Origin of the sequence: Vibrio sp. 10N.222.52.B7 (assembly GCF_041474275.1) — a bacterium.
GTDB lineage: Bacteria > Pseudomonadota > Gammaproteobacteria > Enterobacterales > Vibrionaceae > Vibrio > Vibrio crassostreae_C.
Genome location: NZ_JBFRTU010000001.1, coordinates 124,587 through 146,350 on the forward strand (window position 1 = coordinate 124,587; position 21,764 = coordinate 146,350).

Consider the following 21,764-nt stretch of genomic DNA (forward strand, 5'->3'; position numbering starts at 1 on the left):
TCAGGCTAATTGATGAGTCCAAACGCACGAGGCAGAGCCAAACTAATTTCAGGAATAAAAGTAATGGCCAACAGTGTGACGATCAATACGGCACAAAACGGCATGATACTTCTTATAACGTTTTCAATCTTAGAGCCACTGACACTACAACCCACAAATAGCGCCGTACCAACGGGTGGCGTTGCAATGCCAATACATAAGTTGAAGATAATCATCATCGCGAAGTGAATTGGATGCATGCCTAAATGCTCAGCAATCGGCATAAAGATAGGGGTAAAGATCAATACGGCTGGCGTAAGGTCCATAAACATACCCACAATCAGTAGAATCAGGTTCATCAGAATAAAGATGATAATTGGATTGTCTGAAATAGAGAGCATCCAATCGCTGATCATGGTTGGTAGACCGGTAAACGCCATAGCCCATGACATGATGGTAGAAGCACCAATCAAAAACAGCATAATGCCAGTGACCTGAACGGTTTCTCTACAAATTATCGGGAAGTGTGCCCATTTGAGGGTTCGGTAACAGAGTGACAGTATAAAAGAGTAAAGAACCGCTATACATGCCCCTTCTGTTGCAGTGAAAACACCACCAATAATACCGCCAATAACCACTACAATAAGCCCTAAGCTGGGCGTTGCTTGCCAAACAATATTCAGCACATCTTTCGCTGTGAAGCCGTCATTGGCACTTGTTTTATAACCTTTCTTTTTAGCGATGAAATAGGCGACGACCATACAACTTAAGCCCATTAGAATACCTGGGACATAACCTGCGATAAACAACGCCGCAACGGATGTTCCGCCCGATACTACTGAAAATACGATCAGTGAATTACTCGGCGGTATTAGTAAGCCTGCTGGGCAGGATGCAACGTTTACTGCTGTTGCTAAGTTTTTATCATAACCATCTTTTTCTAATTCAGGACCTAAGGTTTTACCAACCGCAGCAGCTGCTGCAACGGCTGATCCTGAAACCGCGCCAAACATCATATTGGCGAAGATGTTGACGTGAAAAAGTGAGCCCGGGATCCAACCAACCAAGAGCTTTGCAAGGTTGATGAGTCGACTCGCAATGCCACCCACATTCATTATATTCCCCGCGAGGATAAAGAAAGGGATAGCTAATAAACTGAAACTATCGATACCGGTAATGATTTTTTGACCCGCAGTAATACTCGCGACTTCAAACGGTAAGATGAAATACATGATGGTTAAAGATGACATGGCAATTGCAATCGCAATCGGCATGCTTATCGCGATCATGAATAAGAATAGGCCTAGCAGCCAAACACCAATGGACAAATCCATAATATAGAATCCTTTTAAAACTTACTTTTTGTTGGGTTCACAAAAAAGATCAAACGTATTCATGACCAAATAGATGAGGATAATAACGGCTGAAATCGGCAAGATTGAATACACTGTCGACATCGGTAATTGCAGTGCTGGAGAGAGTTGTTGTGTGGTTCTTCCCATTAAGGCGATGCCACCTTGAAGCATTGCCAGAAATACAAATGCGCCAGAAATGATATTGATGAGTAGATGTAATGCTATGTGCGCTTTACCCTTAAGATAACCATCCAATAACGTTATAGCTAAATGCCCTTTGATACCGAATAAGTAGCTTGCTCCTAATAATCCAAGCCATACCATCGCATAACGAGCAAGTTCATCAGTCCAGTTACTTGGGTCATTCAAAACATAGCGACTAAAAACCTGCCAAGTGACAGTAACGACAAGTAACATTAATGCAAAAGAAGAGACAAAAAGAATCAACCTATCAAGTAGGTTTCTGAAAGTTGCTAACATGGTGTGATACCTCAAAAAATTTTGCCTTAGCAAAGCCAAGGCAAAATTATATTTTCACTAAGACTGATTACAGAACTTCAATTTTTTCAATGAATGAAGCTAATTTAGGGTCTTTTTTGGCTTCATCAATCATAGGTTTAACAGCGGCACGGAACGGGGCTTTATCAACATCAACAAACGTTACGCCTGCTTTCATTCCTTTCTCTTTGTTCATTTCATCTGTTGCGTCCCAGATTTTGATCTGCTCTTCAAGAGACTCAGCTGCAGCTTCTTTTAAGATTTTTTGCTCGTTAGCCGTTAAAGTACCCCATTTGTATTCAGAAATGATGATCACGTCAGGCGTCATCATGTGCTGGTCCATAGAGTAAAATTTGGCAACTTCACTATGTTTCATTTCAACTAAGCTAGAAATATTATTCTCAGCACCATCAATTACACCTTGTTGCAGAGCCGTGTATACCTCATTGAAAGGTACAGGCGTTGCTTTACCACCAAGTAAGTTAACCATTTCCATCATGGTTGGAGAACCAGGAACTCGAACTTTCATGCCAGCTAGATCTGCTGGTGAGTTGATGGCTTTCTTAGCGTAGAAGCTACGTGTGCCTGAATCATAGAATGTAAGACCGATGAAACCTTTACCTTCGCTTGAAAGCAGCATCTCTTGTGCAGCTTCACTTCGCATGAAGGTTCTCATATGTGGAACGTCACGGAATAAGAAAGGCAGTGCATTAACCTTAAACGTTGGTTCAAAAGATTCGGCTAACCCACCATTGATTTTGGCCATATCAATCGCGCCAGTAACAACTTGCTCCGCTTGGTCACGTTCAGAGCCTAATTGACCGTTTGGAAAGATCTTAATCGTAAGTTCACCATTCGATTTTTCTTTCACTTTATCAGCCATGATCACCATGCCTTGGTGAGCTGCGCTTTCTAATGACATTGCATGCCCTAACGTCAAAGTTTTTGCTTGAGCGCCAAATGCCATCAGAATTGAAGCCGCTGCAATCGTCAGTAGGTGTTTTTTCATGTTCTTCTCCAGAATCCATTTTGTAAGAGGTACAGTTTTATATGCAACGCTATAGCTAAGTTTGAAATCTAACGTTCAATTGCACATCGCTCATAGCAGTAACGTTTCATTACAATATTCTTACCTTCATATATTTTGTATTACAATACTATGTGTATATTTTGTGAGCTAAGGTTCATCTATTTGCCAGAGAGCTGAATTGATTGTGATACCAATCATATTTGGCACCAATTAGACCATTAAGCAGTCTAACTTCGGATTTTTGGGGAATTCCGAGCGCTTTCAACTGCTTTTAGAACCGTCTATTAGCAAAAATCACGCGCAAATTTGTGTTATTTTAAGATCTTAAAATCAGTAATTAAGCACGGACAAAGAAGGTCTCATCGATTGAAAAAGCGAATCGTGAACGGCGATTTCTGAGGTGGTCGAGGTGGTCGAGGTGGTCGAGGTAAGGTTTTAGGCTGAGCGTATGGAACAAGAGTGGATAAGCAGGGATAAAGACAACGGTGGGAATCTTACTAAGACGAATTATTTGTAACAAAAATCCGAGAGCTTCACAGCCCTCGGATTTTTGTTTTTGGTGTTCTAGTTTTTAGGCGTTAAACGAATTACAAATCAGCGCCATAGATATCAAACGTGAAGTACTTAGCGGCGATCTTGTCGTAAGTACCGTTCGCTCTGATCTCTTCAATCGCGGCATTGAATTGTTTCGCCAGTTTTGAATCCTGCTTTCTTAGTGCTAACGCCGTACCCTCGCCAATGTAGGCTTTGTCGGTTACTGCTTTACCTTTAAATTCAAAGCCCTCACCTTCTTTTTTATCTAAGAAAGCTAATGACAGTTGATCCGAGTTGCCAAAGGTTAGATCTAGACGACCATTTTGCAGATCCAGATACACTTCATCTTGCCCTGTGTAACGCTTAATGTTGGCCACACTGCCAAACTTGTCGGTTACGTAGCGATCGTGAATCGTACCTTGTTGAACACCTATAGTTTTGCCCGCCAAGCCCGCCTCATCAACGCTGAACTCCGCGCTTTTAGCAGCAACAAACACGGCTGGAGTTTGGTAGTACTTATCAGTAAATAAGATCTTACGCTTACGCTCTTCGGTGATACGCATTGACGCCATAATCACATCTGACTTTCTTGCCAACAAACTTGGAATTAGCGAATCCCAGCTTTGTGAAACCCAAGTACAATCGAGTTTAGCTTGCTCACACAAGGCATCAGCTATCTCAATATCAAACCCGACAGGCACACCGTCGCTGTTTTTATAGTTGAATGGCGGATACGTAAAGTCCGACGCCAAACGGATTTCTTTCGCCTGTACCGTTGTACCAAGTAAAGCGACCGCACAAGCGAGTCCTAGTATTATCTTTTTCATCATTGCCATCCTAGATATGATCTTTATCGAGTTGAGATTGAGTTTCTTTATGTTGAGCTTGTTGAATGTGTTTGCCTTGTTGACTCTGTTCTAATTCGGTTTGGTAACGTGTTAGTGACGTTATCACTTCTAGCATGCTCTCTTGGCTACCAATACTGATTCGAACACAGTTACGCAAAGCCGGTTCATGGTTTTGGTTCCTTGTCACAATGCCGTCCTTCGCCAAGACACTGAACACTTGATGCCCAGCTTTTTGACGCAGCAAAATGAAGTTTGTCGATGAAGGGTAAACAGACTCGATGAAATCAAACTGCGTTAACTCACAAGCAAACCAGTTACGCAGCTCAACCAGATTCTGCGTCGCATCTTGCATCACTGAGACTCGTTCATCAGACAACGCGTCTAATACAATTTGAGATGAGCAATCTGGCATCGGATAAGGTGGAATCAGCTTCGCGACATACTGCATCACATTTTGACTCGCTAAGATAAAACCACAACGAACCGCAGCCAGTCCAAATGCCTTAGACAAGGTGCGAATCACAACCAAATGTGGATAGCGTTCAATAAGACTAACGGCTGACGTTTGTGGTTCAAATTCGATATACGCTTCATCGACGACCACTAGCGACTTCCCAATCGTGCCTTCCAATACCTGAATCAAATCCGATTTAGGAATCACATTGCCCGTTGGATTGTTTGGTGAGCAAAGAAACACGATATTCGCCAGTTCTGCCTTATTCACAATATCAGCGACGTTCAGGCTAAAGTCTTCCTGCAATGGAGAGTCCAAGGTATTAATCGCCAATGCATCAGCGCAAAACTCATACATCGCATACGTTGGAGAGCAGATAAGTATGTTGTCGCACGCCGGTTTACAGAATGTTCTGATCAGCAAATCAATCGCTTCATCTGCACCACGAACAGCCACAGTCGCGGCATCGGTACTACAGTAATCTTGATAAGCCTTAGCAATATCTTGTGGTAAGAAGTCTGGGTATCGGTTGTGACTTGCTTCTCCTTGAAACAGCGAGCTTTCCAATTCATTGGCGTTTAGCCAGACACGTCCATCACCACCAATTCTTCTTGCCGATTGATAAGGTATTAATTTTTTTACAGCCTGAGGCACTAAGCTATCAATAAAAGATGTCAAGAAGCTATCCCTTTCACAAAATCACAATGTCTTCATCATTGCCTTAATATTCAAAAAATGTGACTTATACAAATATTGAATCACAAATGATGATTAAGTATTTACATTCAAACAGAACACTATTGATAAATGAATCGAAATAATCACATAATAGCCATGATAAAAAGTCATAGGTAAAGATATGAATCGCACACTTCCTTCAACCAAAACCTTGCTCGCGTTTTTGTCTACGGCAAGGCACCTCAACTTTACACGCGCGGCACATGAGCTCAATGTTACGCAAGGTGCAGTGAGTCGTCAGGTATTGTCGTTTGAAGAAAGCCTTGGCTGTGATCTCTTCTATCGCCATGCTCGCGGATTGTCTTTAACGCCGAAAGGAGAAGAACTGGTTCCCCTGATACAAGGAACGATTCATCAGCTGCAATCGGCTCTAAATCAAGTGGCTAGCTCTCCGTCTAAGATCAAACTCAACGCACCGAGCTGTATTACCTCTTGGCTACTACCTAAGTTGATGTCTTTTCAGCAAGCCTATCCTGAAATTGATGTCGAACTGACGTCGACCATCAAGCACGTCTTCGAACCAAGCTTTGATCCGTTTGACGCCGTAATTACCTATGGTAAGAAGCCAAACCAACAATCGATTATCAGCCAATTATTGTTTAACGAGCAGCTAGCGCCCGTTTGCCAAGCACAAAGCATTACACAGAGCCATCTTGTCGACGACGCATCGACCATCATCAAGCCACACAAGCTTGCCCAATACACTTGGCTACACGCCAACAATGAGCAAAGTGATTGGCGACTTTGGTTAGAGCACATAGGCAGCCACGACCTTTCAAGCAAGAACAACCAACAATTCGCAACACTCGATCAAGCTATGAACGCCGCCATTCAAGGGTTTGGCATTGCCATAGGCGACATCACGCTGGCCAAGCAAGATATTGATTTGGGTAGATTGGTGAAAGTGAGTGAAGGCAGTGTCTTCTCTGGAAATGGTTACTTCTTGCTGCAACCCAAGAATCGACAAAATACATCCTTATCTACGCTTGTTGATTGGCTCGTCGATTAGCGGCAATCATTGTTGGTAGGCCTCTTTATAAGCGGCAGGAGAGCGTCATAATGAGAATTTTTCCGTTCTCAAAATGAAACTATTTGATGTCTGTTTCGTATTGATTGTCAGAGAATAGAACGTACCTTCCTTTAACTATTTGAAAAGAAGTTCAATTCTATTTAGCCTGGAATTTATTCTGTTCCGTTGGAGAAAATGGCATTCGAGTTGCTTTGTCATAGATAACCCAACCAATATACAGCAGGTTGCACCAGTTTCACTGCAGCTTGTCACGGAGGATAGGCTATGACCTTACAAAGACATACGTATTACGGCTTGATTCACCATGGAATTAAAACCCTATTAATGGACAGAATTGGCCACTTCACAGAGCGTGAATATCACGAGTATCTCGACTTAACGACCGGTAAATCGACATGTTTTGCCATGAGTGAGCAAGAGCTCGAAAACACCTTAGACAGCTTAAAGAGCGAAGGTTACCTTGAAGATATCAAAAAGCTGATACCTCGCTATCAAACCTCGTCAATGCGATAACCTGCTTCAACTCTTTAAACACGATGAGTGGTTAGATTGAATTAATTGGCACCCAATTGTCTCGAGCTATTTAGCATCGAGACAGTTTTCGTTAGACTGTCAGCAACTCAACTAACTGGATAGTCAGTGTCTCATGAAACAAATTCTTGATTTCATTCCTCTCATTATTTTCTTTGCGCTTTATAAGATGTACGACATCTATACCGCGACCGGCGCTTTGATCGTTGCCTCTGCAGTTCAAATTATTTTGACTTATTTCATCTACAAGAAAGTCGAAAAAATGCAGGTCATCACCTTTCTAATGGTTGCCGTATTTGGTGGCATGACCATCTTCTTGCACGACGACAACTTCATTAAATGGAAAGTCACCATCGTTTACGCACTGTTTGCGATTGGCCTGACGGTCAGTCACATCATGGGCAAATCAGCGATTAAAGGTATGTTAGGCAAAGAGATCACACTGCCTGATTCGGTATGGGGCAAGATCAACTGGGCATGGACGCTGTTCTTTACCCTATGTGCCATTCTCAACGTTTACGTTGCTTTCAGCCTACCCTTGGATGTTTGGGTAAACTTCAAAGTGTTTGGCTTACTGATCGCTACTTTTGCATTTACCTTGCTAACGGGTGTCTACATCTATAAGCATCTACCAAAAGATCAGCAGAACGAGTTAACGGATAAAAATACCGACGAGAAGTAACCCTAAGGGATGAGTCCTCATCCCCTTTTTGATACAATTATTATCAATATGCTATTTAACAGTGGCCAATGATACTCGTGATCATTGGCCGCTGATTATTTGTGTTCGGTGAAGACGTTAAAAATTAGACCACCACGAGTCTCGTAAACACATCTATTTTTATATAAAACAATCAATACCATTAAGAGTACGACAATGACTATTCAATCAACTTTGAACCCGATTGGTTCTTTACTTCTTCGCACATTAGCGATGCCTTCTGATACAAATGCAGCAGGCCAGATTTTCGGTGGTTGGATAATGTCACAGCTTGACCTTGCTGGCGGCATACTGGCAAAAGAGATCTCTAACGGCAAAATAGTCACCGTTTCAGTATCGAGTATCGAGTTCAAACAGCCGGTTTCAGTAGGTGATGTGGTGTGCGTTTATGGTGACTGTACTAAAATTGGTCGTAGCTCGATGAATATCGACCTAGAAGTATGGGTTAAGCCTGTACTTGATCACGGCATCGGCGACCGTTACAAGGTGTGTGGCGCGACGTTCAATTACGTGGCAGTTGATGAAAGTGGCAAGCCTCGCTCTATCAATAAATAGGACTTTCGACAGCCCTATCGCACTGTAAGGTCTTTAGCCATTTCGATTAAAAATGCTAAAGACCTTCTCACTCTCCCGCACCAATTCACAATTTCTTATCATTAGCCCTTCCAATACCAATTAGTTCGCGTAAATTAGCAAGATAGCGAATTTAAACGCCCCAAATTTAGTGAAGTAAAATAAGGATATCTCAATATGTGGTACGTGATTTTTTCTCAAGACGTCGAAAATTCATTAGAAAAACGCCTAAGTGTTCGCCCACAACATCTAGAACGCCTACAAACACTTCACGATGAAGGCCGACTGTTAACAGCAGGTCCAATGCCAGCGATTGATTCAGATAACCCTGGCGAAGCAGGCTTTACAGGTTCAACTGTGATTGCTGAATTTAACTCTTTGGAAGATGCACAAGCATGGGCAGACGCTGACCCGTACATTGATGCTGGCGTTTACCAAAATGTGATTGTAAAACCATTCAAGAAAGTATTTTAACGTGAAAAAATGGATTATTGGCTCACTGGCTTTAGCTCTGCTTGCAGGCTGTGCTTCAAGTGAGCAAGACGAACAAAGACAGCTAGAGATGATGGCGCAGCACCGAGCTGGCGTTTTATCTGCAGGCCTGCCGATTGAGTATGGCCCACTGTCGGTCATGCGCGTGCTAGCAAAAAACACGGTTATCGAAATCATGATGATCTACAACCAAGATGCAAAAGGTGCTAAGCCTTTAAACCAAGTTGTAGACATGAGTGTGAATAGCTACTGCACCAACTCTGAAGTGAGAGCAAACCTTGATATGGGCTTGGCTTACAACATCAAGATTCGCAACACTCGCGGACAACTGATGGTTGAGAAGTTGATCAGCAAAGAGACGTGTCAGAGCAGCAGCTAGATTCTAGCTCGAGATTCGAACAAGTATAAAACCAGAAGGCCTCGCAAATGCGAGGCCTTTGTTTTATGAAGCAATCAAAATCCTAAGCTGAATTATGCCTCGGTTGATTCCCACTCTTTACGCAGTGCTTTAGTTGCCGAAACTAAGTTAGTCAGCGCCGCTTCCGTCTCTGCCCAGTTCCGTGTCTTCAGCCCACAATCAGGGTTTGCCCACAAACGTTCCGCTGGAATTTTCTCTGCCGCTTTCTTAAGTAAATCAACAATCCACTCTTCTGACGGGATGTTTGGTGAGTGAATGTCATAAACGCCAGGTCCAATCGCATTCGGGTAGTTGAACTCTTCAAATGCTTTCAGCAGTTCCATGTTCGAGCGAGAAGTCTCAATGGTAATCACATCGGCATCTAGCGCGGCTACTGAATCAATGATCTCGTTGAACTCGCTGTAACACATGTGGGTATGAATCTGAGTTTCTGGTTTAGCACTTGCCGCTGAGATCTTAAAGGCATCGACCGCCCACTCTAGGTATTCTGCGTGGTCGCGCTTTTTCAATGGCAGACCTTCACGAATCGCTGGTTCATCGATTTGAATAATGTTGATGCCCGCGTCTTGCAAATCAGACACTTCATCTCGCAGCGCAAATGCCAATTGATTAGTGATCTCTTTGCGTGAAATGTCTTCACGTGGGAATGTCCAACATAAGATAGTGACTGGGCCTGTCAGCATCCCTTTCATCTGCTTCGAGGTCAGAGATTGGGCATAGGTCGACCATTCTACGGTCATCGGCTTCTCACGCTCTATATCCGCGACCACAATCGCCGGCTTCACGCAGCGTGAGCCATAGCTTTGTACCCAACCAAACTTAGTGGTTTGAAAGCCTGCTAGGTTTTCTGCAAAGTACTCCACCATGTCGTTACGTTCAGCTTCGCCATGAACAAGCACATCCAAATCCAGTGCTTCTTGACGTTTAACGGCATCCGCAATATGGCCTTTCAATGCAGTGTTATATTCCGCTTCACTCAGTTTGCCAGTGCGGTAAGCGCTACGTTGAACACGGATCTCGCCTGTCTGTGGGAATGAACCAATGGTTGTGGTTGGTAACAGCGGTAAGCCTAACACCTCAGACTGGTGCGCGGCACGTTCTGCGTATGGAGCAGTGCGCTCTGCTAGCGCTTTAGTTATCGTGTTAATACGAGCTTGAACTTGCGGCTTATTCACATGAGTTGCACTCTTGCGTGCAACAATCGGGTGGCTATACGTCTCACACGCTAAAATGGCATTTTGGTCGCCGTCTAACGCCGCACCCAATAAGCTCACCTCAGTGACTTTCTGTTTTGCAAAGGCAAACCAACTCTTCACTTCTTCGCTAAGCGTCTCTTCTAACTCAAGGTCGACTGGGCTATGCAGCAATGAACATGAACTTGCGACCCATAGTTTATCGCCTAGCTTTTCTTTCACTGGTTGCAGTAACTCAAGCTGCGCGGCTAAGTCTGCTCGCCAAACATTGCGTCCATTGATTGCACCCGCAGAAAGCACCCAATCTTCAGGTAGCTTATTCACCACTTGATCGAGTTGCTGCGGTGCGGCAGCCAAATCGATGTGTAAGCCGTTGACGGGCAGTTCCATGATTTTATCTAACGTGTCAGTCACAGAATCAAAGTACGTGGTAAGGAGTAGCTTCACATCACCTTGAATCACCTGATAAGCCAATTTGAATGAATCTGCCCACTTAGTCTCAAGTTCCAGAGAAAGGATAGGTTCATCGATTTGTACCCACTCAACGCCCAACTTGGCCAGTTTTGCCAGAATCGCTTGGTAAGCGGTAAGCAAGCGTGGAAGCAAAGTTAAACGGTCAAAGCCCTCTTCTACTTCCTTGCCGAGATATAAATAAGATAATGGGCCTAGAAGAACTGGCTTCACCTTATGCCCCGCTTTAATCGCTTCACTCACTTCGTCAAACAGTTGTGGCCAACTCACTTCAAAGGTGTCGTCTTTACTGAACTCAGGAACAATGTAGTGATAGTTAGTGTTGAACCACTTCGTCATATCTGATGCTGCTGCACCATCTTTAGCGCTTTCAGAGCCGTGCTTAGCGCCACAACAAGTTGGCTGCCTTTGAGATTGTATTTGAGTTTGAGATTGACCGCGACCAACGCGGAACAAGGTATCTAAATCTGGGAAGGCTTTTTCACCTTCTGATCCACCAGCGTGACGCTCAGGTACATGACCTAGAAGTAACGTCGTTGTTAGAACATGGTCGTACCATGCGAAGTCACCCGCAGTTGCAAAGCTTAGATTCGCCTTAGCTTGTACATTCCAGTTACGCTTTCTTAGTTCGCTACCGAGTTGCTTTAAATCTGATTGGTTAATCTCACCGCGCCAGTATTTTTCTAAAGTGAATTTGAGTTCGCGTTTTTCGCCGATACGTGGGTAGCCTAAAATATGCGTTGTCGTAGTCATGAACCTGTTCCTTATTCAATAATTTTTAGTGTTCGATCAAACTGCCTAGCTTATGGTTTAAGTTCTTTACAAGGCGTCTAGATGGCTAAACTATCTCCCTAATCTGAACGATGAACAACGTCCAAATATTCATCTTGTTTATTAAAAATATTCATCTTGAATAATCTAAAGCTGAAAAATTAAATCCATCTGGACATCTAGACGTTTACAAATGAAAGAAAAGCCCGTAGGGTGATTATTAAGAAATATTGAATTGGCTTAGGGAATATGAGGAAAACTCATGATAGAGCTTAAACACCTTCGAACATTGACTACCTTAAGAGACAGCGGCTCGCTAACAGCGACGGCAACTTCTCTTCACTTGACTCAGTCGGCGCTTTCTCACCAACTGAAAGACCTTGAGGCGCGTATCGGTGGTCAGCTTTTCCTACGTAAAACTAGACCAGTTAAGTTCACCTCTGAAGGTGAGATTTTGCTTAGGCTTGCCGATGAGATACAGCCAAGAATAGCTAAAGCGGAGAACGAACTCGCGAGCCTGAAAGAGGATGTGAATGGTCGTTTGCACATGGCGATTGAATGTCACTCATGCTTCCAATGGTTAATGCCTGCTTTGAAGGAATATCAAGTGGCTTGGCCAAGCGTAACGCTAGATTTCTCGTCAGGCTTTGGGTTTGAGCCGCTACCCGCGCTAATGGCAGGCGAGCTAGATTTGGTGATCACCTCTGATATACAGCCTCGCTCTGAGGTTCACTACGAACCACTCTTTGATTTTGAGATGCGTTTGATCACCGCAATCAACTCACCTTTGGCAGAAAAGGCGAGCATTGAACCGCAAGATCTTAGCGATCTCACTATGCTCTCCTACCCAGTTCAAAAGCAGCGTTTAGACGTAGTGAAGCACTTTTTGCAACCAGCAGGTGTAGAACCTAAGAAGTGGAAACAAGCAGACAACACCTTAATGTTGGTGCAAATGGTATCAGCAGGATTAGGTGTCGCGGCATTACCAAATTGGGCGATCAGTGAGTTCTCAAGACAAGGTTTGATAGCCAGCAAACCGTTAGGTAAAGGGCTTTCAAGAAGACTGTTTGCCGCAGTAAGAAACTCAGAAAAAGACAAACGTTACCTACAGGCTTTCTTTAGCACAGCAAGACAGCAGAGTAAGAGTCACTTAGATGGTATTGAGGTCGTTTAAGAGGTTCATTATTGAGCTAGCTTAAGCCTGTATTAAATCGGAAAGGCAAACGCCAGAAACAAAAAAAGTCACAGATAATCTGTGACTTTTTAGTTTCAGTATCGATGATTTTCGATATCTGTTGATTCGCGAAAATAGACTATCTTGGATAAGACTTAAACTGGTTAGTCAATGGGTCGTATTGATAGCCAAGCATATCGAGCTTGCCCACGACACTTTCTATATCCATTTCATACATACTGATCAGCTCTTCAAAGCTATCGCACTCTAGGCGAAGTTTCTCATTCACGATTCCCAGCAAGATAATGCTATCGAAACCTTTGACGTTGCTTAAATCCATCTCGTACTCCTTACGAACACACCGACTAAAATTAAGTTTAGAACGCTTACCAAGGCCATGCTAAAAAACTGATCACACTTCTTAAAGAGAATGCGTGATTAATGAGCGCACGTAATTAATGAAAGTCCGCGATTAAAGTGCCCACACTGGCGTTAAACCCACAGCCGCAGCCAATAACATCAGTAACGAAACCGTCAGTTGAAGTTTTTCCGGGGTTTTAACGAACAGTAGATGCCAACACCACACCACGATAGCTGAGATTAGCAAAGCAAAGCTGAACAGTAGCGTTGAAATCACTGGTTCTAGTTGAGCTTCAGACAAAGAATAGACACTCACGACTGTTGCCAAAACCACCAACATGCCCGTCAAAACACCAACAACAGGCAGAACACGGTGAAATGCCTGTAAGCGTGTTCTTGCAATCGTCAGCAGTAAATGGCCAAACGCTGAGCCTAACAGTGCCACTAGCAATACAGTAGTGATGATACCAACGGTAGTTGCTTGTTCCGTCGCTTGGATAGCAACGTAAGACAATGCCAAACCACAAGCTAAGTACATCACCCAAATAGGGCCAGAATCGCGTGTCTTCTTAGTTTGAACTTGAGAATAGAAATAAAAGATCGCAAACACGACCAGAAAGGCTTCAATTTTTACTGAGGCAACGGCAAGCCACAGCACGCCAATCGCAGGTAACATCTTGTGGATACGACCACGCTGCCCCGGACAAATATCCCCTTTCACCAAGATGAGGGTTAAGATCAGTTGGGCTCCTAAAAGCATCGGAGCAAATTGTACTAATAACGTTTCGACCATTGTGGATCTACTTCTTCAGACTTATTTTCGCGAATAATATCAAAAACTGCTGCGAACACTAATCAAAATCACAAATTAGCGACGTTATTCAAGGCTTCAACTATGCTGTTGTATGGTTCTTTTGTCGCCATTTACCGTAAAAAGACGAAAGACACCAGAACTAACAGGGGCATGTTCTACTGGCTAGTCTAGGCTCATGCCGCTATAATTCCCGCCTCAAAAATCAGAGGTTGAAATATGTACAGCGATATCACTCCTATTCACGAACACAAAAAATACTGGGCCGAGTGCTACGGAACTGCACCCTTTTTGCCTACCAGTAGAAAGGAGATGGATGCTCTTGGATGGGATAGCTGTGACATTATTATTGTAACTGGTGACGCTTATGTCGATCACCCGAGCTTTGGTATGGCTATCATCGGCCGTCTGCTTGAAGCTCAAGGTTTCCGCGTGGGCATTATTGCTCAACCAAAGTGGGACAATAAAGATGCCTTCATGAAGCTAGGTAAACCTAACCTATTCTTCGGCATCACAGCGGGTAACATGGACTCCATGATCAACCGCTACACCTCTGATCGCAAATTACGTCACGATGATGCTTATACTCCGAACAATGAAGGTGGCAAGCGTCCTGATCGTGCAACTCTGGTTTATTCTCAACGTTGTCGTGAAGCTTACAAAAGCACGCCAATCGTGCTTGGTGGTATTGAAGCGAGCTTACGTCGTGTAGCTCACTACGACTACTGGTCAGATAAAGTTCGCCGCTCTGTATTGTTTGATGCAAAAGCTGACATTCTTCTTTTTGGTAACGCTGAGCGTGCACTGGTTGAAGTAGCACACCGCATTGCCGATGGTGAAGACATGTCTACGCTGACCAATATCCGCGGTACTGCTATCAATCTTCCTGCGGCCCCTGAAGGCTTCAAGATCATTGACTCTTCTCGTATCGAAAAGCCGAACAAAGCGTATGTTCCGGTTAACCCGTACGAAGTTGAAACTCAGTGTGATACCAAGAAAGACGAAAAAGAAGAAGTAAAAGCGCAACCTATTACTATTCGCCCTTCTCGTCACGATGCAAAAACTACAGCGGTTCGTATCCCAGGTTACGAAAAGCTAAACAATGACCGTATTCTTTACGCTCACGCTAGTCGTATTCTGCACCTTGAGACAAACCCGTACTCAGGTCGTGCTCTGATTCAACGTCACGGTGATCGCGAGCTTTGGATTAACCAAGCGCCTATTCCATTGACCACAGAAGAGATGGACTACGTGTTTGGCCTTGCGTACAAGCGTGTTCCGCACCCGATGTACGGCAAAGCGAAAATCCCAGCATACGACATGATCAAAACCTCAGTTAACATCATGCGTGGTTGTTTTGGTGGTTGTTCTTTCTGTTCAATCACAGAGCACGAAGGTCGCATCATTCAGAACCGTTCGAAAGAATCTATCTTGGATGAGATCGAAGACATTAAAGATAAAGTACCGGGCTTCACAGGTACTATTTCTGACTTGGGCGGCCCAACGGCGAACATGTACCGTTTAGGTTGTTCAGATCCAAAAGCTGAAATTAACTGTCGTCGTCCATCATGTGTGTTCCCGAAAATCTGTGAAAAGCTAAACACAGACCATCAACACACTATCGACCTGTACCGCTCTGCGAGAAAAGTACCGGGTGTTAAGAAGATCATGATCGCTTCTGGTGTACGTTACGACTTAGCGATTGAATCTCCAGAATACGTTCGTGAGCTTGTGACTCACCACGTTGGTGGTTACTTGAAGATTGCTCCAGAGCATACTGAAAAAGGCCCACTGGATCTGATGATGAAGCCGGGCATGGGCACTTACGATCGTTTCAAAGAGATGTTCGAGAAGTACAGCGCTGAAGCCGGTAAGAAACAGTACTTAATTCCTTACTTTATCTCTGCTCACCCGGGCACAGAAGATGAAGACATGCTTAACCTTGCAATGTGGCTGAAAAAGCACAACTACGAGTGTGACCAAGTACAGAACTTCTACCCATCGCCAATGTGTAATGCAACGTCGATGTACTACTCAGAGACTAACCCTCTGAAACGCGTGAAATATAAGAAGCGTGAAGATGTTCCTGTGCCGAAAGGTGATCGTCAACGTCGTCTGCATAAAGCACTGCTTCGTTACCACGATCCTGAAAACTGGAAAATCATCCGTGAAGCACTGATCAGCATGGGTAAACAGCACCTAATTGGTGACAAAGCAAACTGCCTAGTACCAGCAGAAGACTTTGATGCACAAACACCGGCACAACGTCGTAAGTCTGGTCGTCACGGTTCACAACGCTTTGCGACTAAGCACAGTAAATCTCAGCCAGGTCTTGGTGGCGAAAGCCCACGTAACCACTCTGGTAAGAAACCGGGTGGCAAGAAGCCGACTGGTAACGGCAACGGTAGCCAAGGTAATGCTAACCAAGGTGGCGGTAATGGCAATGCTCGTAAACCAGCGACTGGCTTCATTAAGAAAGGTCCTGGTGGTCAGCAATCACAAGGTAATGGCGGCGGAAATGGCAAACCAAACCGTAACAAAGCGGGCAATGGTCAAGGTGGCAAACCTGCAAGTAACGGCAAGAACCGCCAGCGCGCAGCACAACGCTAATATCGCGAACCGATTGACTTCGCTATCGTAAAAACACAAAGCGCAGCTATTTAGCTGCGCTTTTTTGTGTCTGTTACAAGATAGCCTAACGAGCAAACACCCAATACTGACTAAGCAAATAGTTACTGACCATGCCCACCAAGATGCCAACCGCCATTGCGATAAACACTGCCCCAGTAAATGCAGGCAGCAATTCAGTCATCAACTTAAAGCACAGCAAATTAGGTATCGCCGATATTGATGCAGAGAACATGAACTTTTGCCATTGAATCAGCTTTTCGGACCAATTCCCCTGCCCTTTGAATTCAAAGGTCAACACTCGATTTCCAAACCAGGTTGTCGTTGCTGCAACGATGAAAGAGCCAATTCGAGCACTCATTAACGGCAGCCCAATAACGTAATGCAGCAATGCAAACACGGCACAATCGACAACAAAGCCACCCGCCCCCACCATAGCGAATTTAATCATCTTATGGTGAGGTTGTAGTTTTTTGTTTAGCGCGTCGAACTTGTGGCTAAACAGTCTCGATGACGAGTTAAAATTGAACATCGCCATCACTTCGAATGTGGCTCAACGACAAATTTGGTTTGATGTTTTGGCTATGACAGCTAAACAAAGCACGCTTTATTTTCACCGTTGGTTCCAAAATACAAGTTAACGCGTTGTCTTTAATCTTGGTTTCTACTTCTGCTCTTTTACCAATCAAGTAGAACTTGTCGATGCCATCTAGTTGCTCGATATCGAGCAGTTTCTTTGCTTGCCCATGGCTATAAAATTGGCCTGAGAATGGTCGCTTACCCACATAGAAGCTTGGCGCAGAATCCGTAATCTGTTCAAAGATGATACGGTCACTCTTCTCGTTCGCCTTACCTAGGTTTAGGTAAACCATCGCAATCATCAGCAACACTGGCAGAACTAAGGCCACGCTGGAGAACCACTTCTTATCTTTTTCCACTACGAGTATAGCAACCAACAAACCAAGAGCAGGAATACCTGGTAACACGTAAGCAGGAAGAATATTGCCCGCCATAGTGAAAAGAATCAAAGGTGAAATCAACCAACACACAAGGAATGAAAACAGTCCGCTATTCTCAACGTTAATTTCTGCAATTCTCTTGCGTCGAGCAAATGCCAATATCGGTAATACAATCGACCAAGGCGCAGCGGCTTGAATCCAGAATACCCAGATCATGCCTCGTGTTTCATCATGAGCAGATCCATAAAGATCCCCCTCCCAGCCACTCACAACAAAACGCTTAAAATGTTCGCCAACAATAAAGTAATCAATGAAACCCGGTGTCGCCATCTCTGCCATGATGTACCAAGGCAAAGCGATCGCTAACATCACACCTAAACCAGACAACAATGGGAAACGTTGCCAAAGCGCTTTAAAAGCGCCAAAGAAACCGTGTTGTAAGACCAACCAAGGGAATACTGCGATACCCATGATGACAATCGCTACTGGCCCTTTTGCAAGTAAGCCTAATGCCAAACCAATAAAGCCAACGTAACCCCAGTATCTATTAGTCTTCGCACTCCCTTCCCCCTTCCAACACAGGTAGAAGCCTAGCATGGCAATAGTCATCGCTAAGGTTAACGCAATGTCTGTCATCACAGCACCCGCAGCGATAGAAAAAATACCACATGTCGCCAATACAACGGCTGCAACTAAAGCGCTTTGTCCTGTTCGCTTCGCCATGTAAGCCGTCAGCAAAATTGTTACTACACCCGCTAACCAATGAGGAGCTCGAACAGCAAATTCACTTAGGCCGAACAACTCAATACCGGCAGCACTCATCCATGTAAACAGCGGCGGCTTACCCCAGAAAGGAATGCCATAATCAAACTGCGGCGTTAGCCAATTACCCGTTTCCACCATTAGACGAGCCATTTCACCGTAGCGTGCTTCGGTGGTGTCCATTAATGGGTAGGTTGCCAAAGATAAAAGCCTTAAAACCAATGCAAAAGCCAACAAATACCATAGGTGCGTTCTGTTCAGGCTCATGCTGACTCCTCTAATTTAAAATGTGTTTTTAACGCGGGTGTATCAACCACAGACTGGATCAGATACAAAGGGCGATTCTTGGTTTCGATAAAAATACGACCTATGTATTCCCCCATTAAACCAATACTCAGAAGTTGAATGCCGCCGAGGGCAAGTTGTACAACCATCATGGATGGGTAGCCCGTGATAGGCTCACCAAACATCATGGTTTTGAACACGATGAAGACGCCATACACAAAAGCGGTAAGCGCCACTAATCCACCAACGGCCGTCGCAATACGCAGTGGGCGGATAGAAAATGATGTGATGCCATCCATCGCCAATCCGATGAGTTTCAGGTAGTTCCATTTCGTCTCGCCACAGAAGCGAGCATCGCGCTTAAACTGAATCGTTGCTTGCCTAAAACCCGGCCATGAGAAAATACCTTTCATGTAGCGATTACGTTCAGGCAGTTGGTTGATATGGTCGACAACCACTCGGCTTAACAGTCGGAAATCACCGACATTTTCTGGAACATCGATCTTCGCTGCCACGTTCATGACTTTGTAAAAGCTTGCTGCTGAAAACTTCTTAAACCACGTTTCACCATCACGTTGGCTACGCTGCATATTGACGACGTCATAACCTTCGCGCCATTTGGCAATCATTTGAGGAATCAGCTCGGGTGGGTCTTGTAGATCGGCATCGAGCAAGATCACAGCTTGTCCTCGGCAGTGTTCGAGGCCAGCACTCATCGCTGATTCTTTACCAAAGTTACGGCTTAAACCGATCACAGAAATTGAGCTATTGATTGAAGTGAATGAACTCACCAAATCCAAGCTGTTGTCTTTGCTGCCATCATCGACATAAACAATTTCACTGGTGATGGGTAAGCTATCCAGTACCTTGGTTAAGCGAGAATGAAACTCTTCTAACACCTCTTGTTCATCGTAAAACGGCACAATGATCGATAGTGAAACGGCGGGATTGATCCGTGATGTGGAGACTTTAGGTCGGCTAATATGAAGTTCAGACATAATACGTTCTTCTATTTTTTAATCTGAAGCCAACCTACCCTCCCATAAGTGAAAGTTATGTTATTGACATATTTTTCACGCTCACTCAGGATAATGTTACTGTCTATTTCTGTATGAGAATCAAAATGAAACGAGTTCTATTAGTCGAAGATAACCGTGAAATTGCAGGTGTCTTGTTTGATTATTTTGAGTGTATTGGCATGGAACTCGATTACGCAGACAACGGTGAACTTGGCCTACAACTCGCGTTGGAAAACTCATTTGATATCATCATATTGGATCTAATGTTACCGAGAATGGACGGCCTAACGGTTTGTAATAAACTGCGAGACCAAGGTAACGCGACACCTATTTTGATGCTGACTGCGTTAGATAGCCGAGAAGATATGCTGAAAGGCTTTGAACACGGTGCCGATGATTACCTCACCAAGCCATTTGATTTGGATATTCTAGAAGCAAGAATGAACGCGTTAGTCCGTCGTTACCGCGGAAAAGTCGCCTCTTCAAAACTTCAGTTCGATGAACTCACCATCGACCAAAAAACCCGTAAAGCTTACCGCCAAGATAAGCTGCTCGCACTCAACCCAACCACTTACACCATACTTGAGATGCTGTGCCAAAGCGCACCTGAAGTAGTCACTCGTGAAGCTATTTCCTACAAGTTATGGGAAGAAAACGAACCCAACAATGATGTGTTGCGCAGTCACATTTATCAGTTACGTAATCAACTCGACAAGCCTTTCGACACTCAGATGTTAATTACGGTGCCTAAAGTTGGCTTCCGATTGGAGCCATCGAATTGATTTCAAATGTTCTTACAAGCACAAAAACCCTAACGGGCCGCTTAGCGGTTTTCTTTGGGTTAATGGCCGTAATTGTGTCGGCATTTGTCTATGTGGTATTTATCACAGCCCTGTACTTGTCGGAAGACCGCGTGGGTGAAAGACGCATCCTAATTGACCGCAACTATGCAGTCGGGTTATTCCAGTCAGGTGAAAGTGGAGAGCTTCGTATTGATGACCTGACTATCGCTTACAACGATCTTTCCTATCTACCGAAAAAGTATTTAAAGTATATTGAAGGCAAAGAAAATTTCATTGGTGAGGTCGGTGAAGATCCAGAATCTCGCATGGTCTATGTAGGCGAGTATACTCATGAAGGTAGAACTCACCCTATTGTTCTGCTTTCTGAAATAGACCGTGTCGAGCTTAGTGTCTTTGAGCTCGTTTATGCCACCACATTTGTATTAGCCCTTCTCTCTATTCTAATATTCAGCTTCGGAGCTCTGCTCTATCGGTTGTCTAAACGGCTGATTGAGCCCTTCAACTCCCTGTCTGAACAGCTTGAATCCAATAAGCTCAATCTAAACGAAGAATTTGGAGTGAATGACGATGCGGCGGTGGAGTTTCGTCAGTTGACGGATCAACTCAATCAATACAGAAGAGAAATCAATTCTCTAGTAAAACGCGAGCAAGCTTTCGCACGCTACTCAAGTCATGAACTAAGAACTCCGTTGACTGTTGCTCGTGGTGCCAACAAACTGTTACTGAGAAGCGAAACAACCGAATTTCAATCTCGTCAGGTTGAACGTATTGATGAAGCCATTGTTCAAATGTCTGAAATGGTCGATGCACTGCTTGGTTTAGTTCGTTATGAAAGAAACAGTGACGATGCACCGCTGCGCTTGTTTAGTCAGCAAGAGTTAGAAGCTATCGTTTCCAAGAATTCATTACAGGCGGATGAGAAGCAAGTCGAGATATCCTTACACATTCAATCAGAGCCGACCATTCAAGCCACCAGCGCGATCATGAATATGTTGGTCGGCAATTTATTGAGGAATGCCATTGCAGCGACCAATAGTGGCACTGTCACGGTTACCCTGTCCGAACAGAGTATTGTGATTGAAGACCAAGGTGAAGGCCTTCAGGAACAATACAATCCGAATGGTCATGGATTAGGTTTATTGATTGTCGAGGACTTGTGTCAACGCTTCCAGTGGGGCTTTGAATTGGTCAATCGCAGCTGTGGTGGATGTACCGCTAAAATCACCTTTCAAACCGATATATCCGCATCAATCTCAGAGCAAATGAATTCATAGTTCGAGGCTCAATATCGAACGAAAACTTGATTTAGTTGGTTTACAGCACTTGC

The 21,764-nt window shown here is 44.2% G+C and carries 21 protein-coding genes; 10 read left to right on the plus strand and 11 right to left on the minus strand.

The genetic code is table 11. From position 1 onward, the window contains the following. Positions 1 to 5: 5 nt before the first annotated feature. The 5 genes from AB4512_RS00530 to hisC all read right to left on the minus strand — a co-directional run bounded on the left by AB4512_RS00530 (position 6) and on the right by hisC (position 5,376). Positions 6 to 1,313, minus strand: coding sequence for a TRAP transporter large permease (locus AB4512_RS00530; RefSeq protein ID WP_017083908.1), 1,308 nt, complete (start codon positions 1,311 to 1,313; stop codon positions 6 to 8). Positions 1,314 to 1,334: 21 nt separating this feature from the next. Further along, complete coding sequence (locus AB4512_RS00535; RefSeq protein WP_017061503.1) at positions 1,335 to 1,814, minus strand: TRAP transporter small permease; 480 nt, start codon at positions 1,812 to 1,814, stop codon at positions 1,335 to 1,337. A gap of 67 nt (positions 1,815 to 1,881) precedes the next feature. Continuing rightward, on the minus strand, positions 1,882 to 2,841 hold the full coding sequence (locus tag AB4512_RS00540; protein ID WP_017061504.1) for a TRAP transporter substrate-binding protein: 960 nt from the start codon (positions 2,839 to 2,841) through the stop codon (positions 1,882 to 1,884). Between the two features lie 608 nt (positions 2,842 to 3,449). Further along, positions 3,450 to 4,223 carry an ABC transporter substrate-binding protein gene (locus AB4512_RS00545; RefSeq protein WP_102393430.1) on the minus strand — a complete coding sequence of 258 codons (774 nt, stop codon included), beginning with the start codon at positions 4,221 to 4,223 and terminating at the stop codon, positions 3,450 to 3,452. Between the two features lie 10 nt (positions 4,224 to 4,233). Then, complete coding sequence (hisC, locus tag AB4512_RS00550) at positions 4,234 to 5,376, minus strand: histidinol-phosphate transaminase (protein WP_372174131.1); 1,143 nt, start codon at positions 5,374 to 5,376, stop codon at positions 4,234 to 4,236. A 181-nt stretch (positions 5,377 to 5,557) separates the two neighbouring features. Between hisC and AB4512_RS00555 the strand changes: the two genes are divergently transcribed. The 6 genes from AB4512_RS00555 (at position 5,558) to AB4512_RS00580 (ending at position 9,162) form a co-directional block, all read left to right on the plus strand. Beyond that, on the plus strand, positions 5,558 to 6,445 hold the full coding sequence (locus AB4512_RS00555; RefSeq protein ID WP_017063534.1) for a LysR substrate-binding domain-containing protein: 888 nt from the start codon (positions 5,558 to 5,560) through the stop codon (positions 6,443 to 6,445). A 285-nt stretch (positions 6,446 to 6,730) separates the two neighbouring features. Next, positions 6,731 to 6,979 carry a hypothetical protein gene (locus AB4512_RS00560; protein ID WP_017069991.1) on the plus strand — a complete coding sequence of 83 codons (249 nt, stop codon included), beginning with the start codon at positions 6,731 to 6,733 and terminating at the stop codon, positions 6,977 to 6,979. Between the two features lie 133 nt (positions 6,980 to 7,112). Beyond that, a complete protein-coding gene (locus AB4512_RS00565; RefSeq protein ID WP_372057993.1) occupies positions 7,113 to 7,679 on the plus strand; it encodes a septation protein A in 567 nt (188 codons plus the stop codon). Between the two features lie 195 nt (positions 7,680 to 7,874). Further along, positions 7,875 to 8,273, plus strand: a complete 399-nt coding sequence (gene yciA, locus AB4512_RS00570; protein WP_009846426.1) for an acyl-CoA thioester hydrolase YciA — start codon at positions 7,875 to 7,877, stop codon at positions 8,271 to 8,273. A gap of 195 nt (positions 8,274 to 8,468) precedes the next feature. Beyond that, positions 8,469 to 8,765, plus strand: a complete 297-nt coding sequence (locus AB4512_RS00575) for a YciI family protein (protein WP_004741234.1) — start codon at positions 8,469 to 8,471, stop codon at positions 8,763 to 8,765. 1 nt (position 8,766) lies between these two features. Beyond that, positions 8,767 to 9,162, plus strand: coding sequence for a GspS/AspS pilotin family protein (locus AB4512_RS00580; RefSeq protein ID WP_017062026.1), 396 nt, complete (start codon positions 8,767 to 8,769; stop codon positions 9,160 to 9,162). 92 nt (positions 9,163 to 9,254) lie between these two features. Here AB4512_RS00580 and metE read toward each other — a convergent pair whose 3' ends face one another. Continuing rightward, a complete protein-coding gene (gene metE / locus AB4512_RS00585; protein WP_372174133.1) occupies positions 9,255 to 11,618 on the minus strand; it encodes a 5-methyltetrahydropteroyltriglutamate--homocysteine S-methyltransferase in 2,364 nt (787 codons plus the stop codon). Between the two features lie 280 nt (positions 11,619 to 11,898). On the opposite strand from metE, the gene AB4512_RS00590 reads away from it, so the two are divergent. After that, positions 11,899 to 12,810, plus strand: a complete 912-nt coding sequence (locus tag AB4512_RS00590) for a LysR substrate-binding domain-containing protein (RefSeq protein WP_017063530.1) — start codon at positions 11,899 to 11,901, stop codon at positions 12,808 to 12,810. Positions 12,811 to 12,949: 139 nt separating this feature from the next. Here the strand turns inward: AB4512_RS00590 and AB4512_RS00595 are convergent, their stop codons facing one another. Together AB4512_RS00595 and AB4512_RS00600 are read right to left on the minus strand one after the other, a co-directional pair. Beyond that, positions 12,950 to 13,150: a DUF4250 domain-containing protein gene (locus AB4512_RS00595; protein WP_004736508.1), complete on the minus strand. Its 201-nt coding sequence runs from the start codon at positions 13,148 to 13,150 to the stop codon at positions 12,950 to 12,952. A 132-nt stretch (positions 13,151 to 13,282) separates the two neighbouring features. Continuing rightward, entirely contained in the window at positions 13,283 to 13,963 is a 681-nt protein-coding gene (locus AB4512_RS00600) for a hypothetical protein (protein WP_017062029.1), read from the minus strand. Between the two features lie 237 nt (positions 13,964 to 14,200). On the opposite strand from AB4512_RS00600, the gene AB4512_RS00605 reads away from it, so the two are divergent. Next, positions 14,201 to 16,591, plus strand: coding sequence for a YgiQ family radical SAM protein (locus AB4512_RS00605; protein WP_372174135.1), 2,391 nt, complete (start codon positions 14,201 to 14,203; stop codon positions 16,589 to 16,591). Positions 16,592 to 16,676: 85 nt separating this feature from the next. Here the strand turns inward: AB4512_RS00605 and AB4512_RS00610 are convergent, their stop codons facing one another. Genes AB4512_RS00610 through AB4512_RS00620 form a run of 3 tightly spaced genes read right to left on the minus strand, consistent with a single transcriptional unit; the run spans position 16,677 to position 19,613 of the window. Continuing rightward, entirely contained in the window at positions 16,677 to 17,141 is a 465-nt protein-coding gene (locus AB4512_RS00610) for a GtrA family protein (RefSeq protein WP_372097804.1), read from the minus strand. Next, a complete protein-coding gene (locus AB4512_RS00615) occupies positions 17,128 to 18,597 on the minus strand; it encodes an ArnT family glycosyltransferase (RefSeq protein ID WP_372174137.1) in 1,470 nt (489 codons plus the stop codon). The genes AB4512_RS00610 and AB4512_RS00615 overlap by 14 nt, the downstream gene beginning before the upstream one ends. Then, positions 18,594 to 19,613, minus strand: a complete 1,020-nt coding sequence (locus AB4512_RS00620; protein WP_372174138.1) for a glycosyltransferase — start codon at positions 19,611 to 19,613, stop codon at positions 18,594 to 18,596. The genes AB4512_RS00615 and AB4512_RS00620 overlap by 4 nt, the downstream gene beginning before the upstream one ends. Before the next feature lie 125 nt (positions 19,614 to 19,738). On the opposite strand from AB4512_RS00620, the gene AB4512_RS00625 reads away from it, so the two are divergent. Together AB4512_RS00625 and AB4512_RS00630 are read left to right on the plus strand one after the other, a co-directional pair. After that, positions 19,739 to 20,416, plus strand: coding sequence for a response regulator transcription factor (locus AB4512_RS00625; RefSeq protein WP_017062034.1), 678 nt, complete (start codon positions 19,739 to 19,741; stop codon positions 20,414 to 20,416). Next, entirely contained in the window at positions 20,413 to 21,711 is a 1,299-nt protein-coding gene (locus tag AB4512_RS00630) for a sensor histidine kinase (protein ID WP_372147908.1), read from the plus strand. The genes AB4512_RS00625 and AB4512_RS00630 overlap by 4 nt, the downstream gene beginning before the upstream one ends. Positions 21,712 to 21,764 lie beyond the last annotated feature (53 nt).